Below are 16,557 nucleotides of genomic sequence, written 5' to 3' on the forward strand. Positions count from 1 at the left end.
AATCAAGATCACCGCATTATCCCAGGCTGTTCCGGGAATCCGTATCGGTTTATCCACACGAAATGTCCCTTAAGCCCATCCAACTCACCCGTGCCAGGTATCAGGGGGAGCAAGGGGTGAAAATTGGGCCGACACCCTAGCAAGTGCAATGACATTCGTGTAATTATTACCCAGATAGGGGTAGATCATTCACAGCTGTCACAAAGGTTCGAAATAGTTTCAATTTCAACTTCTGTATAAAACAATGTCATCTACCAGCAAAAATACAAGACATCGCCGCCAGCTGGTTGGAAAAACTTTAAAAATAAGTTGTGTTTGACTGGAAAGACCCGCCAGACTTCGATAATCTTGCTGCAGCGACAAAAGCTGCACTACTCGTTGAGAATGTGAAGATCATTCATGAAGAACGATTGCTAGCGTCGCCCTACACGACGGTTATCGTAAGATAATTTTCACAGTCCGACCTCAACTCTCATAGGGGAATTACATGTTCAAGAACCGTGTTCGCACCGCCGCTCTCGCAGGTGCTATCGCAGTTGCCACCGGTGTCTCCGGTGTTGCAGTCCCGGCTTTCGCTCAGGACACCAACACTTCCAACATCCAGGGCGGCGGCTTCAACGAGCCGGACGCATCCCTGGGTAAGGATGTAGAAGCTAAGAATGTCACCGAGGCTCAGCTGCGCGACCTCGTAGGCGCAACCCACCACTACATTGTCAACAACAACCAGTTCCGCGAGCTCTACGAAGCTGCCGCTGCTGCTAACACCGACGGTCTCGACCGCTCCGAGCAGGCAGACCACAAGGCTTACCAGGCTGCAGCCAACGAGGCTACCAAGCAGCTCGCACAGGCTGAGAAGAACGTTCAGGACGCTCGCGCTTCCGTAGCTTACGCTTTGGAGAACGACAAGGGCGCTGACAAGGCTTGGGCCAACTACGAAGAGAAGGCCTTCGACTACAACAACACCGTTACCAACGCCGCCGGCGGCCAGCGCTACGGCAAGGACGAGTCCAAGCTTGGTCTGCTGGAGAGCGACCTGAACAAGGCTAACCAGTGGGTTGAGAACAAGGTCAACGACGAGGATAAGTCTGGCCTCCCGGCGCTCCAGGCTCCGAAGCTGAGCCCGATTGATCCGGAGAGCTTCGACTCCGTTCAGAAGACCCCGGCGAAGAACATCAAGATCTTCGAAGACACCATCAAGACCTACAAGGAGCGCCTCGACTACGCTGGCTGGCGCGGTGCTGACAAGAGCGAGGATAGCTACATCACTCGCGACTATGTCCCGCTCCTCAAGCAGCTGATTGCTGACGCTGAGATGCTGCTGGAGCAGCTCAAGGCTGACGGTGCAGAGCTGGAAGAGGCTCGCAAGGCTGCCCTCGAGGCTTCCCGTAACGCTCAGGGTGCCGACATCCTGGTTCGCCAGGGCTACCTGGACCAGGCACACGCTCAGGTTCGCGTCCTGCGCGCCATGGAGGCTGAGTTCGCTATCGGTGCTCGCGTCCTCGAGCTGCGTGAGTCCAACGACAACGGCACCGTCGTTGTGAACGGCGAGCAGAAGACCCTGCGCGAGGCTTACGCTGAGCTCATCGCACACAAGACCGGCATCGTCTCCATCGCTAAGCAGAAGAACATGGAGACCTACGAGAAGCAGATCCAAGACTTCAAGGGCTTCAAGGAGTGGGCTTCCGACGAGGCTAACTTCGACGGCAACCGCATCTGGACCCCGAAGATTCCGGGCAACTTCGTGAACCCGGAGCGCCCGTACGGCGACTCCCCGGTTGCTGTCTGGGACGGTGGCACTGACCAGGAGCGCCTCGACTACCTGGCAATGAAGGTTGCTGCACAGCAGCTCTGGTTCGGACCGAACAACTACAACCTCGAGTACGAAGAGGCCTACCGCCAGGTTGTGAACGCTGACAATGGCGTTAAGAAGGTCATCGCTGACTCCAAGGCTGCCGAGGAGCAGGCTAAGGCTGAGAAGGAGCGCGCTGAGCAGGAGGCCAAGGACCGCCAGCGTATTGCTGACGCCCTCGAGAACCTGGCTGGCGGCAACAAGGGCGGCGACAACAACAAGGGCGGCGACAACAACAAGGGCGGCGACAACAACAAGGACGACAAGTCCTCCGACATCAAGGACAAGCTGTCCAACGATGGCAAGCCGACCCCGCTCGCTATCTTCGGTATCGTCGCTGGTGTCCTGGCCGCAATCGCAGCTGCTTTCCCGGCAATTGCTAAGGCTCTGAACATCAAGCTCCCCTTCTAATTCAAGCTAGCTTGAATCGGCTTCGCCCCTAACGGAGCCAGAGCTTAGGAAGCACCCCACCACTTGGTGGGGTGCTTCTCTTTGTTTTTAGCACGACTCCAAAATGGGTATATGGAGGGCTGCGACCTCAGACGGATCTACGCAAAGAAGATGCCGTAGGACAAGCTACTTGTGTTAGCTTGTCCTACGGCGTGAGCTGACCTTGGGTTGTTAACTTTTGCTCTACCTGCTGAGGTACTGGCGTCCAGGTTCGGGGTTAGGGATGAGGGTGTCTAGCGATACTGGCTCTAAACCTTTGGCGCGGAGGCCGTCAATAACGCATCGGGCGGCCTCAACAGTCGTGGCGTGAATGTCATGCATGAGAATGATGTCGCCTGCTTGGGCGCCGTCCACGGCTGCTGAGCAAACATGGTCGGAGTTGCGGTCCTTCCAATCTAGGGTGTCAACGCTCCATAGGGCTTGCGCTTGTCCGTTGTTCCTGGCCGCGTTGGCGACTGTCTGGTTTGTTGCACCATAGGGGGGTCGCACCCAATGAGGGCTTTCGCCTGTTGCTGCCTCGATGGCAGCGGCACCTGATTTGATCTCGGCGTCAACCTCATTCGCGGGAAGCTTGTTCATCTCGCGGTGTGTGTCGGTGTGGTTGCCCACGGTGTGGCCTTCCGCCTTCATACGGCGGAGGAGCTCGGGATGGGCATAGGCATGAGGAGCTAGGACCATGAAGCTGGCGTGGGCGTCCTTGGCCTTCAAGGTGTCGAGAAGCTGGCCCGTCAATGCATCTGGGCCATCGTCGTACGTGATGGCTACACAATTGGAGCAGGTTTCGTCCGCTACCGACTGGGATTTATCCTTATCGGTTTGGTTGGGCATGTCTGTCCGTGGTTTGGTGCTCTGCTTCGTTGCTGGGCGTGAGGAACCTGCAAAGACGGGATTGTCTTGTAGCTCCTTGGGTAGCGCTTTGTAGGCCTCGTATTCGATGCGGTCTACTTCTTTGCGCATGTCCTGCACAGTCGGAATCGTTGGCTGCGGGATGGATGGCTGCGGCAGTGTGGGTAGTTGTTGGGCAGTTGCCTGCTGTGGCACCGTAACGGTGGCAGCCAGCGTGAGGGCGGCTACGGAGCGGAGGAGTATTCGGCGCATGACGACCTTCCACTAAAGTTTCAGAGACGACTCATTGTCCCTCTTCCGCGTGTTGTTTTCTCAGGTGACACGCAACTAATGAGGAGTGAGTTAACTAAAGTGACGAAAGTTACCGCGCTTGGTGGGGACTGTTCTGCCAGTCATGATTTCGTAGATGGGCGCACAAGGAGTACGCTATGTAGCTGCTGGGGCATTAGCTCAATTGGTAGAGCATCTGCTTTGCAAGCAGAAGGTCAGGAGTTCGATTCTCCTATGCTCCACAAGGCGCTCACTGTGTGAGCGCCTTTTAGGTTTTCTGCCTAGGTCTTCTGCTTGCTGTTCAGTCTTCGTCTGATGTGGCCTCGTCGATGTCTTTGGCATTGGCGTTGCTGTCGAAGCGCTTGACCAGGACGATGTGGCCGTCCCACTCGCTGACTGGCTCGAAACCCAGGTGGAGGTAGAGGCGATGTGCGCGGTCGTTGTCTTTAGCCACTGAGAGCGAGATCCCCGGGGCGCCCATTTCACGGGCGAGGTCGGTGGCGGCGTCGATCAGCAGGGTGCCAACACCCTGGCCCCGGAAGCGGGGCTCCACGGCCAAGGCGAGCTCCGGGATACCTTCCGCCACGTGTCCAAATCCATGGCGTTCAGCCGTGCCCCAGTTCAGCCACACGCCACCGGCGGGGACGTGGCCGTCCCAAGCGATGAAACCTCCGCGGGAAGGCTCCCAATCGCCGAGGTAATAGTCAAAACCTTCCTCGAAACCTTCAGGGAGTTCCTTGTGCTCATCGCCGAAAGTATCGGCAAGGAAGTTGATACGGGCCAGATAGGTGCGGTCGGCTTCAGTAAGGGAAAGAAGATGCATGAGCTCCATGGTAAGGGCTAAAAGTAGCTGCGCTGAATGGCAAGAGCCGATGACGGGGAGGAAGATTCGTAGGTTCGTTGTCAGCGGAGGTTCCAATTGCACTTTTCTAGTGACTCTCTAGGCGGTGACAGAGACAACTTTTCGTTATACGATAATCCCATGACTGTGAAAGTTACTGATAAGCAATTGGATGCCTGGGTCGCTGAAGCCGAGCGAGGTTATAACCCGCAGGAGTTGAAAAAGCGAGGGCGTGGGCGTCCCGGACGAGGTTCTGAGCCTGCCAAAGTTGTGGCCGTAAGGCTGACGCAGGAAGAGTTAACAAACCTTGACCGGGTTGCAGCAAAGGAGAAGGTGACCCGGTCTGAGTTGATTCGACGGGCAATCAAGCAGATCGTCGCATAAGATGCGCGACTATTCCCTGGCTGGTTCTGCTTGCTGTGCTCTCACCTATTTCCCATGCTCCCATTGGGCATAGGCCGAGGCATAGCGCCCGCCCAGAGCGATGAGGTCGGCGTGAGTGCCGTCCTCGACGATCTGGCCTTGTTCCATGACGATGATGCGGTCGGCCTCGCGGGCTTGGTCCAGGCGGTGGGCAACGACGAGTGAGGTGCGGTCTTTGGTGACGGCCTTGGCGGCGTGTTCGAGTACCTCGGCGTGCTCAGAGCCGGCCTCGGAGGTGGCCTCATCCATGATGAGTACTGGCGGTTGGCGCAGGATCATGCGGGCCAGTGAGAGCTGTTGCTCGGCCTCCGCGCCGATCTCTTCGTTGCCGGCGCCGATGAGCGTGTCCAGGCCTTGGGGTAGCCAGCGCGAATTCTCATCGAGGCCCACGGTGTTGAGCGCGCGCCACAGTTCCTCATCGCTGGCATCGGGTTTCGCCAACAGCAGGTCGCTGCGCAGCGTGCCGGAGAAGAGGTGGACTTCCTGAGTAATGAGGGCGACGTGCTCGGTGATCCAGGTATTCGGCACCGTGGCGGTATCAATCCCGTCGAGGCTGATGGTGCCCGTTGTGGGGTACTGCAGGCCCGCCACGAGGGAGGCGAGGGTGGATTTGCCCGCGCCGGAGGTGCCCACGAGGGCGGTGGTGGTGCCGGCGGTGAGGGTCAGGGAGACGTCGTTAAGCACTGGCGCCCCACCGGGGTAAGCGTAGGAGAGGTGCTCGATGGTGATGGTGGGGGCGTCGCTAAGCCGGGGAGTGTCCTTCTGGTTCGCGCTGGTGTGCGCGCTGTCCTCGAGGGTGGCCAGGGCGACGGCGCGGCCGAGGGAGGTCACGGAATGCTGAATCTCACCGGCGAAGAAGAGGATGTTGAAGACGTGGATCTCTAGGCGCATGACCAAGAGCACGGCGGCGGTGGCCTCACCAGGGGTCAGCCAGCCCCAGATCACCATGGGCACAGACATGAGGACAGAGCCCAGCAGCAGCACCGCGAAGGCTAGGGCGCCCTGGCCAACGATGCGGTTGATGAGCGGAACCTTGTCGCCCCAGGCCTGTACCGTGTCCCAGGAGTAGCGCTCCATACGCGCGTGCGCCCAGTCTTTGAGTGAGAACTGGCGGAGGGTCTCCAGTGCGCGGATGGTGTCCAACAGCACGTTGTTGCGGTAGGCCTCCACCGAGGAGACCTCGTTGGCGATGGCGGGGATATCCCGCATGGTGCCGCGGATGAAGGGGTAGAGCAGACAACTCACCGCTATGAAGAGCAGCGCATAAGCGGGGTGGATGAAGATCATCATGAGCGCGGTCAGCGGCAGCATGAAGAGGGTGAGCACCAAGCGGTCACCCATCATGGAGATGGCCATGACCACGGTGTCGATGTCCTTGGACAGGCGCGTGATGATGTTGCCGGTACCTAGCTCCATGACGGCCGGCACGGGGGCACCGAGGGTGGAATCTAGTGCTGAGGTGCGCAGATCCACCGAGAGTCGGCGGGTGGTGGAGGTGACCAGGTAGCGGCCCAGGGTGCGGCCGGTGACCTCCACGAGGAAGCCCACCGCGATGACGATGAGTGCGCCGACCATGGCTGTGCGTCCCGTGCCAAGGACGGGGAGCTCCACGCCCTGGATGATGTCGACGACGCGGCCGAGCACCTGGGAGACCAGGTTCATCATGATGACGGTGACAGTAAACAGGCCGAAGAAGAGGACGATGCCGAGCCTGCTGGGGGCACTGGGCAGGGTCTTCAGAAAACGCAGGCACTCCTGTGGGGAGGCGGGCGCTAAGGCATCCGCGCGGTCTGTGGTGGTGGGGTGGTTGCTCATAGCTCCACCACCTCATCGGCGTTGGCGGCCCACGTGGAGGCGGAAGTGATTACCACGGTGGTCTTGTCGGCGCGCAGTTCGCGCACGCGCTTGGCGACGTCCGCCAGGGTCAACGAATCCAGCCCCGTGGTGGGGTTATCGAGCACGAGAACGTCGGGATCGAGTGCGAGTGCGCGGGCCAGGGCGACGCGCTGGCGCTGGCCGCCGGAGAGGTTGAGGCCGGCCTCACCAATGGGTGCGGTGGGAAGCTCGCCGCCCGGGCCTAGCCCGCCTAGGCGGATAACAATGTCCTCGCAGGCGGAGGCGTGCAGGGCGTCGTGGGTTTGGGTTTGGGTTGCCGCGCGCAGCGGATCGACGTTGTCCTGCAAGGTGCCTTCCAGCACGGAGATGCGGTGCGGCGGACACAAAGCGCCGTTGTCGTTGAGGTAGCGCACCCAGGAATCCACGGTGCTGCGGCCCGCGGCGGTCGTGGGCATCCACACGTGCAGGCCAGGGGAGAGCTCGATGGGCGTGCCGGTTGTCTTCTCAGTAGTGGTATCGAGCTGGCCGAGCAGCTCGCCAACACGCTCCACGGAGGCGCGTGCTCTGGCCCAGTTCTCGGTGAGCAGGCCCAGCGATACGCCGAGCGCGGTCAATGCCGGGGGTGCGAGCATGGTAATCGCCATCATGCCGCCGGGGGCAATGTGGCCTTCGAAGGTTTCCCAGGAGGTCCAGGCCAGGATGCCCACCGCGAAGGAGGCGGGGACCATCTGCCGCACCCAGGCCATGAGGGAGGAGAGCTTGGCCTCGTGGAGCATGGTGGTTAGGGCTTCGTGAGCGGCGTCGGAAAAGCGCTGGCGGGCAATGTCCTTGGCGCCCAGGCCTTTGATAACGCGGGAACCTTGGGCGAAGTCCGTGGCGAGTGACAACGCGGTGTTTTCCAGCTGGCGGCGGCGCGCAGCAACCTTGGTCAGCGGCTTGGTGGTGGCCCACGAGGCCAGCGCGGTGGCGAGGGCACCGATCAGTAGGGCGGCGGAGACCTGCCAGGAAACCGGAGCGAGGCTGACCACGGCGCCTAGGAGGTAGCCGACCATGACGAGTGGGAAGTTGAGGATCTGCTTGAGTTGGCCGATGTAATGCGAATCCTCATCCATCGTGTTGAGCAGCCGGCCGGGGCTAATCCCGGCGGTCGAGGCACCCAGCAGCTTATCCAGCAGGTTCAGGCGCAGCGTGTGGGTGCTGCGGGCCTGACTCAGATCCGTGAAAGCATCCGCTGTGGCTTCGCAGATATAGGCGACGTAGAGGATGACCGCGGTAGCCGCAAGCGGCAAGGCTACGGTGCGCCAGGAGGGATCGGAAAAGGCATACTGCGTAGTGTGGCCGATGATGACCGAGACTAATGCGCCCAGCGGTGCGTTGATGAGGGTAGCGATGAAGATGCCGATGACGCCGGTGCGTTGGGCACCCAGCATCCGCCACGTGGCGGCGCCGGGCCGAGAGAAGTCGGTGGTCTCAGTGAGGGATACCTCCCCGGTAGGTGGTTCATCGGGGAGGTACCACGACCACGTCCGCATGCGTGGATAGTGAGTCATAAGGACTCATCTTATAGCGCAATGCGCATAAGGTGGTGATTCAGATTACAGCAAAGAAGGATCGCTGTAATGGGGTACGCGGCTTAAGTCAAGTGGTAGTTGTCCACGTCGTAGCCGTTGAACTCGCGGTCGACGCCGTAGTCATCGACGGAGGTGAACTGCGTGCCGTTTTCGATGGCAAAGCGCAGGTTATCCACGCGGGTGGACGGATCACCGCTGACGGCACCGGCCGGAAAATAGAAGGTGTCCCCGCTCTTGAGCTTGACGATGAGTGATTCGAAGCTCATTCCTGATCTCCTTGCCTGCTGCTGATACGGTGGCGGCGCAAAACTGCGCGCGGGCACCGATCCTTCACGATCGATGCCGATTAACCCTCGATTCAAGCAGGTCGGGCCCGTGCAGGCAAAGGAGTGAGATCAAGGCAACGAAACACGCACCCCCAAGGATGGGGGATTAGTTCTCCTCTTCGGTGTGGAGGCGGTGCTTGCCCTCGGACTCGTGGTCGTCGGTGATGCGGGAGGTGTCGGCATCCTTCTTGTCGGCGTTGCTGACCTCGATCTCGGTCTCGACGGCGTCCTGAATAGCGGTTTCTTCCTCGCGGTGCTTGGCCAGCTGCTCATCCAGGGAGCCCAGCAGCTCCTCGTCGCGCTCGACGACACCTTCCTCAGCCAGGTCGGACTCCTTCTTGGCATCGTCCTCAGTGGTGGAGGTGTAGACCAAAGTGGAGCCCTGCGGTGCAGACGGGGAGGAGAAGTCTTCGACGCGCGGCGGGACGGCGGACTCCTTCTCCTTCTTCTGGGTGAAGAAGTAGTAGATGCTGCCGCCGATGGCAGCAAGAGCGGCAACGAGCGCGGAGATCAGCCAGATCTTCGAGCCCTTCTTCTTGTCCTTACCGCTGATGCGGCGGGCCTTCTTTTCGGCCTTGGAAGCCTTCTTTTTAGCCTGCTTGCGGGCCTTGGAGGCCTTCTTTTCCGCCTGCTTCTGGGTCTTCTCCCACTGCTTGGAGGCCTTGTCCTGGGCCTCCGCGGCAGCCTCGGAGAGCTTCTCGGTGGCTTCTTCGCTGCGTTCCTTCAGCTCCTCCAGGGCGCGCTCGAGGCGGGAGTGCGCGGCCTTGGTTACGGCACCCGCTTCGCGACGGGCCTCCGAGAACCAATCACCATCGCGCTCTTCCATGCGGGCGGCGGCGGTCTCCAGGACGGAGTAGGCCTCGCGAGCCTTTTCATCGCGGCGTTCCTTGAGGCGCTCCACCAGGGCGGAGGTGGCGCTGATGGCTGTGGACAGGGCGGCGGGGTTCATGGGCTCAGGTGCTCCTTTATGTCAATACTGAGGTGATGTGTGTTGGACAACTGTTTATGGAGTGATTGTCGGCGCCGAACCGGGGTGTGCCCGCGTTCGCGCTGGATACTCCCTTTCAGCGTAGTGGCGGCGCGCAGGTCCCGCCACCATATGCGCAAAGGCCGCGAGCTGTTCAAAGAAAATAGACAGCTTTGTACGGATGAGGCGGGTTTTTATTCATTGTGGGTTTGCGTTAACGGTGCAGCTGACTGGGTTCTAAAGGTATCACCAATACTAAAACCCTTTCGCGAGAAATGGACAGCTTGGTACGTTTTGGGACATCAACACCGACGATAAACAACGATAACCTGCAGAGGAGGTGAGCATGTCCCCGCGACTCTCCGCATCCGCGCCACTAGACCAAATCAGCGAAGATACGCCTAAGGAGCTCAAGCGCACCGCTCTCTCTTTCGAGGTGATCCCGCCGCGTCACGATGCGGACGCCGCCAAGATTGACCGCTTATTGGCCACGCTCGCCGCGTATAACCCCGACTACATCGCCGTCACCAGCTCCCAGCGCTCCGGGTGGCTGGAGGGAACCGCGGCGTTTATTGAGAAGATTTCGCGCGATACCGCGATGCGTCCTTTGGCCCACCTGGCTTGCACCGCCGGCACAGAGGAAGAGCTCGTTGGCTGGATCGACACGCTGGTCGACGCCGGCGTCCGCGGCCTCCTCGCCCTTCGCGGCGACCTGCCGGAGGGCGGCATGCCCGAAGGTCATCTGCCGCACGCTGATTCCCTGGTCCGGCTCATCCGCCGCTGGGAATCCGACCGTGTGGCGCGCTTGGCGGCCGGGCGCTTGGCGGTGGGCGTGGCCTGCTATCCCAACGGCCACGCCGAGTCCGCGACGCCGGACGAGGATATCGACGTCCTTTTGGCCAAGCAGCGCCTCGGCGCAGACTTCGCCATCACCCAGCTTTTCTTCGACGCGGAGGACTACGTCCGCTTCGCCCAGCGCGCCCGGCTGGCGGGTGTGCGCATTCCGCTGATCCCCGGGATCATGCCTATGACTAGCCGTGCTCGGGTGGAGCGAATGTGCCAGCTGTCCGGGTTGGACGGGCCGACCAAGGTCCTTGACCAGCTCGCGGCAGCGACCTCCCCCGAGGAAGAGAAAGAAATCGGCATGCAGATTACAGCCTCGTTGGCGAAGTCGGTGATGAACGCCGGCGCCGACGGGCTGCACATCTACACGCACAACAATCCAGACATTACGACTGACCTGCTACATCGAATTGGAGTCACCCCATGACCGCACCATTCCCCAAGGCCACGATTGAGGGCTACCCACGAGTCGGTGCCCACCGCGAGCTCAAGCGCGCGCTGGAGTCCTACTGGTCCGGCAAAATCGACGCCGAGACCTTCGAATCCGCCGCGCACTCCCTGCGCCTCGACACCTACGCCCGCCTCAAGGAGCTGGGCCTCACTGAGGATTACGCCATCCCGGCCGACGTCGCCTACTACGACCACGTCCTCGAGACCGCGCTGACCGTGGGCGCTGCCCAGGGCGAGAGCCTCGATGATGAGTTCACCCTGGCCCGCGGTAACAAGGACACCGCGCCGCTGGAGATGACCAAGTGGTTCGACACCAACTACCACTACATCGTCCCTGAGATCACCGATGACCAGGCCTTTAGCGCCCGCCCGCAGCGCGTGCTGAAGATCGTCGAGGAGGCCCGCGCCGCCGGCCACACCGTGCGCCCAGTCCTCGTTGGTCCGGTGACCCTGCTGGCACTGTCCAAGCAGGCCGAGGGTGCCACCAAGCAGCCCTTGGACCACCTCGATCAGGCAGTCGAGTCTTACCTCACTGTCTTGGCTGAGCTTCACGACGCCGGCGTCGAGTGGATCCAGCTCGCCGAGCCAGCCCTCGTGGCTGACCTCGCCGCCGCTGACGACTCCACCCTCGCCGCCGCACTCAAGAGTGCCTACGGCCGCATCCTGAGCGCGGAGAAGCGCCCGCAGGTTTACCTGACCACGCCCTATGGTTCCCTCAATGCTGGCCTCGACGCCATCGCCGAGCTTCAGCCCGAAGCGGTCCAGGTGGATCTCTCCGTCGGTACCCTGGCCCTAGACAACTCCTACCTCGAGCGCGTGGCCAAGCTCGCCGAGGCCACCCACCTCGCCGCCGGCCTGGTCGACGGTCGCAACGTCTGGGCCGCCAACCTGCGCGACCTGCGCGAGAAGCTCGAGAGCCTCGGCGAAGGCGTTTCCGTAACCACCTCCGTGTCCCTCCAGCACGTGCCGCACACCGTGGAGGCGGAGACCTCCCTTCCGGTGGACGTCGCCACCTGGTTCGCCTTCGCTGATGAGAAGATCCGCGAGGTCGTCGCACTCGCCGCCGGCCCGCTGGACACCCCGGAGGCCTATGCGCAGGCCGACCGCGCCGTGCGCACCCGCGCCGAGTCCTCCCGCACCCACGACCAGGCAGTGCAGGACCGCACCGCGCAGCTGCCGGAGGGCCAGGTTCAGCGCCAGCCGGAGTTCGCCGAGCGCAACAAGGCACAGGAGGCCCTCGGCCTGCCGCAGCTGCCGACCACCACCATCGGCTCCTTCCCGCAGACTGCTGAGATTCGCGCCGCCCGCGCCGCACACCGCAAGGGCGAGCTCTCCGACGCCGACTACACCGAGGCACTGCGCAACGAGGTGAAGTCCGTCATCGAGCTGCAGGAGCGCCTGGGCCTGGACGTCCTGGTCCACGGCGAGCCGGAGCGCAACGACATGGTGCAGTACTTCGCCGAGCTTCTCGACGGCTTCGTCGTCACCGAGAACGGTTGGGTCCAGTCCTACGGCTCCCGTTGCACCCGTCCGCCAATCGTCGTCGGCGACATCTCCCGCCCGAAGGCCATGACCACCGAGTGGGCGAAGTTCGCGCAGTCCCTGTCCGAGAAGCACGTCAAGGGCATGCTCACCGGCCCGGTGACCATCCTGGCCTGGTCCTTCGTGCGTGATGATGTCCACCAGTCCGTCTCCGCCGACCAGCTCGGCGTGGCGCTGGCCGACGAAGTCCGCGACCTCGAGGAAGCCGGCATCGACATCATCCAGATCGATGAGCCCGCCCTGCGCGAGCTGTTGCCGCTGCGCGAGAAGGACCGCAAGGCCTACCTCGACTGGGCGGTGCGTTCCTTCCGAGTGGTTTCGTTGCAGGCGAAGCCTGCAACCCAGATCCACACGCACCTGTGTTACTCGGAGTTCGGCCAGATCATCGACGCCGTCGCCGGCCTCGACGCCGACGTCACCTCCATCGAGGCGGCCCGCTCCCGCATGGAGCTGCTCGAGGACATCGATGAGAAGTTCCACTCCGAGATCGGCCCGGGCATCTACGACATCCACTCCCCGCGCATCCCGTCCGTGGCGGAGATGGCCGAGCTCATCCGCGCCGCTCTGAAGAACGTGCCTGTGGAGCGCTTGTGGGTCAACCCGGACTGCGGCCTGAAGACCCGCGGCTACGAGGAGACCGAGGCCTCCCTGCGCAATATGGTCCTCGCCCGCGACGAGGTCCGCTCTAGCCTCTAGAGGTTTAAATCTTTGGATTTAAACCTTTTAAAAGTAGCCCATCGCCGTCAGCTCACTGAGCGCGGCGATGTCTCCGTTTCCGGCCCTATCGAAGTGCAGCGCTTTGAGCCCCGCGGCCCGGGCGCCCTCGACATCATTGGCCACCGAATCACCGATCATCAGCGTGGAGCCAGGCTCCACTTCCAGTCGCCGACAAGCCTCAAGGTAGGCCTCTCGGTGCGGCTTCGGATGGCCCATCTCCACGGTGGGGAAGAGCTCAACGCCTGGCAGGTCGAGCCCGCCTGCCCGCAGTTTGCCCATTTGCATGTCTCGCGCCCCATTCGTGAGCACACCGACCTTGAGCCCTAAATCCAGGACATACTCGAGTGCTTCCCGCGCGCCCTCCACCGCGCACCAATGCTTCTCGTAGGCGGCTAGGTACTTGGCATATTCCGCCAGCGCCTCCTGCTCCGTCATCTCCGGGCGGCCCAGGAACTCGCGGCAGCGCTCCACCCGCTGGCCCTGATGAGAAACCTCGCCGCGCTCGTAGGCGGCGAACCACTTCTTTTCAATTTCCGCGAAGCGCTCGTGATGCCCGCCTGGCAACCACTCCTCAACGGCTGCGTGCATCGCGGCGGTGTGGTCCATGAGGGTGTCATCGAGATCGAAGAGAATGGCGCGGATCATGCTTGTAACCCTACGCAGATCGCTCACAGCGTTGTGCCGGAACGACGCACCGGGCGAAATTTCCATACAATGGCTGGCATGACTCAGAAGACCGCAACTGCAACGATGCACACCAACTACGGTGACATTGTTATCGACCTGTTCGGTAACCACGCACCGGTAACCGTTGAGAACTTCATCGGCCTGGCCAAGGGCGAGAAGGACTACACCACCCAGAACGCCAAGGGCGAGCAGTCCGGCCCGTTCTACGATGGCGCTATTTTCCACCGCGTCATCGACCAGTTCATGATCCAGGGCGGTGACCCCACCGGTACCGGCCGTGGCGGCCCCGGCTACCAGTTCCAGGATGAGTTCCACCCGGAGCTGCAGTTTGACCGCCCGTTCCTGCTGGCCATGGCGAATGCCGGCCCGGGCACCAACGGCTCCCAGTTCTTCATCACCGTGGCGCCGACCCCGCACCTGAACAACCACCACACCATCTTCGGTGAGGTCACCGACGCGGCTTCCCAGGAAGTTGTGTCCAAGATTGCTAAGGTCTCCACCGACCGCATGGACCGTCCGGCTGAGGACGTTGTCATCGAGTCCATCGAGATCGCCTAAGCGTTCTTAACTTTTCATCCGAGCCCGCTGCCACGTGATGTGGTGGCGGGCTCGTTGTTTTAGGAGTCTGCGTGAAGAATTATCTCCGTTCGGCGCCGGTCACCGTTGTGTTCATGGTGCTGTGCATTGGGGCATGGTTGGCCACGGCCATCCAGGCCAAGACCCTGGTTACCCCGTATTACGAAAGCTCCTTGGCTCAGGACTGGACGTTGTGGGGGCCGGATGTGGCCGCTCATCCCTCCATGGTGCTCACGGCTGGATTCATGCATCTCGACGCCGGGCACCTCCTCGTCAACATGGTGATGCTGTTTTTTGTGGGCAGGGAAGTAGAGCGCACTCTGGGTAGCGCGCTGTATGCGGCGGCCTATCTCATCTCCATTGTGGGCTCTTCCGTCGCAGTGCTGTGGATGGATTTTGACACGCCTACGGTGGGCGCCTCCGGAGCCCTCTTTGCGCTCATGGGTCTACTCATTGGTGTGTACCGCAGCCGCGGTCTAGACCTGCGCGCGCCCATCGTTCTCGTTGTAGCCAACGTCATCTACAGCTTCGTAGCGGAGAACGTCTCCGTGTGGGGGCACTTGGGTGGTTTGTTCACAGGACTGCTGTTGGCACCATTTCTCTTTCGTCAGCGCGCGTGGCTGCGTTGGCTAGGGATATGGCTTATCGGGGCGATAGCTGTTGTTGCAGCGGCGCTGCGAGCTGGGCTTTGGGGATAACTTGGGCGTGTTATCCACCAAAACCTTTGTGCGAAAGAATTCCACATCAGTTATCCACATTGTGGATAACTACATTTTTGTAATTTACCGAACGTGTGGGCCAAGATAACCGCAGATCAGCAGCGTATTAGGTTGTGTTCGAAGTTTTTGTGCGGGCTGTGGGAAGCGTGAAAACACTTATCCACAGGGTGTGGAGAAAGGCTGTGGAATTCGTTGTCCACAGAGTTATCCCCACCCTGTGGATAACTTTGTACCCAAGGTGTTAACAGTGCTCTGGTTGCGGGGTGTTTGGCATGACTTAGGTCAATTTAGTGCGGAAAAATCCCATCCCATCCCACCGCCGACAACCGCCAGGTGGCAGTGCCAAGAGTGGCGTTGCTCACCCGCTCATGACCAAAGTCGGGTCACAATACCGTTTCCGTAGAGCACTGCACGTATCTTCGCGAAACGGATTACCTTCTTCGATCCCCTCGCAACGCGCAACATCTGCGTGCCTCCATCGACATGCTGGAGGCATCCGACAAATGGCGTCTGATAAAAGGCATCAGTCAAAAGGCGTTTTCACGGCTGAAAACGCCTTTTACGCCTTGCAGATGGCGTTTTTAGACCCAAAGATGCCTTTTGTCAGATGCCTTTTCCAGGGATGCCCTGACTTGGGTCAATTTAGTGCGGAAAAATCCCGCCATGCCGCCGAAAACCACCAGGTAGCAGTGCCAAGAGTGGCGTAGCTCACCCACCCATGTCCTAGGTCGGCTCTGTCGCTAGAGCGAAGTCGGGCTTAAGAGCCAGCGCCGCCCAGAATCTTGGCCACCAGGTTCAGGCGCGTGCTGGCGCCGAAGATGGTGATGAGGCGCGAGACGTGCTTCTTCACGGCGGACTCGGAATAGTGAGTGGCGGCAGCGATCTCTGAATTTGAGTTACCGGCGAGGAGGAGCTTGAGGACGGCTATTTCGGCGTCGTGAAGCTCGTGGCTCTCAATGGCGGCGGCAACGGGATCGCGTGGGGTGGCAGGCTCACCGATGTAGTCCACTAGGCGATGCATGGCGGCGGGTGCCACGACGGTGCCGCCCTCCACGGCGGCGCGGACAGCCTCGATGATGGAGCGCGGGCGCTGGTTCTTCAAGATATAGCCCGCGCCGCCCGCCCGCAGGATCTTCAGCATCGTGTCATCCGAGTCGAAGGCGGTGACGGCCAAAAACGTCGGGGGATTTGGTGCAGAGTTAAGGTGCTTGAGCAGCGTAATGCCGTCCATGTGCGGCATGTGAATATCGGCGAGGACGAGGTCCGGCTTGGCTTCTTCAAGCTGCGCCAAGCAATCCGCACCATTGGTTGCCTCACCGACCACCGTGATGTCTTCGGTGGTCTGGAAATAGACGCGGAGCGTCGAGCGAACGAGCTCATCATCGTCAACGAGGAAAACCCGAATGCTCATGGGAACAGTTTAGCCGCACCACCAGCGCTGGGGCTGGTGGAGCAACGGAAGTGGTCGGCGAATTCGCCGCGAAAGACTTGTAGAAGGTGAATCCGGTGGACTCAGTGTTCTCAGTAGCGGTGTCAACGGTGGTTTCAGCAGGAGCCTCAGCGGCGCTGGCGATTGGTGCGGAAAACAGTGCGAGAGCTGCGGCGGCAACGGCGAGGGAAGTACGCATGTCAAACCTTTTGGAA

At 61.1% G+C, this 16,557-nt stretch carries 15 protein-coding genes and 1 tRNA gene; 7 read left to right on the forward strand and 9 right to left on the reverse strand.

Features of this window, described 5'->3' with window-relative positions:
• Positions 1–487: 487 nt before the first annotated feature.
• A complete protein-coding gene (locus FME68_RS07095) occupies positions 488–2,260 on the forward strand; it encodes a hypothetical protein (RefSeq protein ID WP_158396883.1) in 1,773 nt (590 codons plus the stop codon).
• 222 nt (positions 2,261–2,482) lie between these two features.
• On the opposite strand, the gene FME68_RS07100 is transcribed toward FME68_RS07095, so the two are convergent.
• Positions 2,483–3,397 carry a polysaccharide deacetylase family protein gene (locus FME68_RS07100; RefSeq protein ID WP_158396885.1) on the reverse strand — a complete coding sequence of 305 codons (915 nt, stop codon included), beginning with the start codon at positions 3,395–3,397 and terminating at the stop codon, positions 2,483–2,485.
• A gap of 187 nt (positions 3,398–3,584) precedes the next feature.
• Between FME68_RS07100 and FME68_RS07105 the strand changes: the two genes are divergently transcribed.
• Positions 3,585–3,657: transfer RNA gene (locus FME68_RS07105), tRNA-Ala, on the forward strand.
• Positions 3,658–3,716: 59 nt separating this feature from the next.
• Here FME68_RS07105 and FME68_RS07110 read toward each other — a convergent pair.
• Positions 3,717–4,247, reverse strand: a complete 531-nt coding sequence (locus FME68_RS07110) for a GNAT family N-acetyltransferase (RefSeq protein ID WP_158396888.1) — start codon at positions 4,245–4,247, stop codon at positions 3,717–3,719.
• Positions 4,248–4,397: 150 nt separating this feature from the next.
• Here FME68_RS07110 and FME68_RS07115 point away from each other — a divergent pair, with 150 nt between their 5' ends.
• A complete protein-coding gene (locus tag FME68_RS07115) occupies positions 4,398–4,640 on the forward strand; it encodes a ribbon-helix-helix protein, CopG family (protein ID WP_102234277.1) in 243 nt (80 codons plus the stop codon).
• A 45-nt stretch (positions 4,641–4,685) separates the two neighbouring features.
• Here the strand turns inward: FME68_RS07115 and FME68_RS07120 are convergent, their stop codons facing one another.
• The 4 genes from FME68_RS07120 to FME68_RS07135 form a co-directional block, all read right to left on the reverse strand.
• The gene (locus tag FME68_RS07120; RefSeq protein WP_158396890.1) at positions 4,686–6,494 is read right to left on the reverse strand and encodes an ABC transporter ATP-binding protein; all 1,809 of its coding nucleotides are present in this window, start codon (positions 6,492–6,494) and stop codon (positions 4,686–4,688) included.
• On the reverse strand, positions 6,491–8,065 hold the full coding sequence (locus tag FME68_RS07125) for an ABC transporter transmembrane domain-containing protein (protein WP_158396892.1): 1,575 nt from the start codon (positions 8,063–8,065) through the stop codon (positions 6,491–6,493). Before FME68_RS07125 ends, FME68_RS07120 begins: the two co-directional genes overlap by 4 nt.
• An 83-nt stretch (positions 8,066–8,148) precedes the next feature.
• Entirely contained in the window at positions 8,149–8,352 is a 204-nt protein-coding gene (locus FME68_RS07130) for a hypothetical protein (RefSeq protein ID WP_158396894.1), read from the reverse strand.
• Between the two features lie 166 nt (positions 8,353–8,518).
• On the reverse strand, positions 8,519–9,361 hold the full coding sequence (locus tag FME68_RS07135) for a hypothetical protein (RefSeq protein WP_158396896.1): 843 nt from the start codon (positions 9,359–9,361) through the stop codon (positions 8,519–8,521).
• A gap of 364 nt (positions 9,362–9,725) precedes the next feature.
• Here FME68_RS07135 and FME68_RS07140 point away from each other — a divergent pair, with 364 nt between their 5' ends.
• Positions 9,726–10,649, forward strand: a complete 924-nt coding sequence (locus tag FME68_RS07140; RefSeq protein ID WP_070821462.1) for a methylenetetrahydrofolate reductase — start codon at positions 9,726–9,728, stop codon at positions 10,647–10,649.
• Positions 10,646–12,910 carry a 5-methyltetrahydropteroyltriglutamate--homocysteine S-methyltransferase gene (metE, locus tag FME68_RS07145; protein ID WP_158396898.1) on the forward strand — a complete coding sequence of 755 codons (2,265 nt, stop codon included), beginning with the start codon at positions 10,646–10,648 and terminating at the stop codon, positions 12,908–12,910. Before FME68_RS07140 ends, metE begins: the two co-directional genes overlap by 4 nt.
• A 27-nt stretch (positions 12,911–12,937) precedes the next feature.
• Here the strand turns inward: metE and FME68_RS07150 are convergent, their stop codons facing one another.
• The gene (locus FME68_RS07150) at positions 12,938–13,576 is read right to left on the reverse strand and encodes an HAD family hydrolase (RefSeq protein WP_046648670.1); all 639 of its coding nucleotides are present in this window, start codon (positions 13,574–13,576) and stop codon (positions 12,938–12,940) included.
• A 69-nt stretch (positions 13,577–13,645) separates the two neighbouring features.
• Between FME68_RS07150 and FME68_RS07155 the strand changes: the two genes are divergently transcribed.
• Complete coding sequence (locus FME68_RS07155; RefSeq protein WP_039672975.1) at positions 13,646–14,176, forward strand: peptidylprolyl isomerase; 531 nt, start codon at positions 13,646–13,648, stop codon at positions 14,174–14,176.
• Positions 14,177–14,247: 71 nt separating this feature from the next.
• Positions 14,248–14,892, forward strand: coding sequence for a rhomboid family intramembrane serine protease (locus FME68_RS07160; RefSeq protein WP_328287759.1), 645 nt, complete (start codon positions 14,248–14,250; stop codon positions 14,890–14,892).
• A 778-nt stretch (positions 14,893–15,670) separates the two neighbouring features.
• Here the strand turns inward: FME68_RS07160 and FME68_RS07165 are convergent.
• Both FME68_RS07165 and FME68_RS07170 read right to left on the reverse strand, forming a co-directional pair.
• Positions 15,671–16,324 (reverse strand): response regulator transcription factor, encoded by a 654-nt coding sequence (locus FME68_RS07165; RefSeq protein WP_070523264.1) that lies wholly within the window; start codon positions 16,322–16,324, stop codon positions 15,671–15,673.
• The gene (locus tag FME68_RS07170) at positions 16,299–16,541 is read right to left on the reverse strand and encodes a hypothetical protein (RefSeq protein ID WP_230308924.1); all 243 of its coding nucleotides are present in this window, start codon (positions 16,539–16,541) and stop codon (positions 16,299–16,301) included. Before FME68_RS07170 ends, FME68_RS07165 begins: the two co-directional genes overlap by 26 nt.
• Between the last annotated feature and the right edge of the window lie 16 nt (positions 16,542–16,557).

Source organism: Corynebacterium hiratae, from assembly GCF_009708045.1.
GTDB classification, from domain to species: domain Bacteria; phylum Actinomycetota; class Actinomycetes; order Mycobacteriales; family Mycobacteriaceae; genus Corynebacterium; species Corynebacterium hiratae.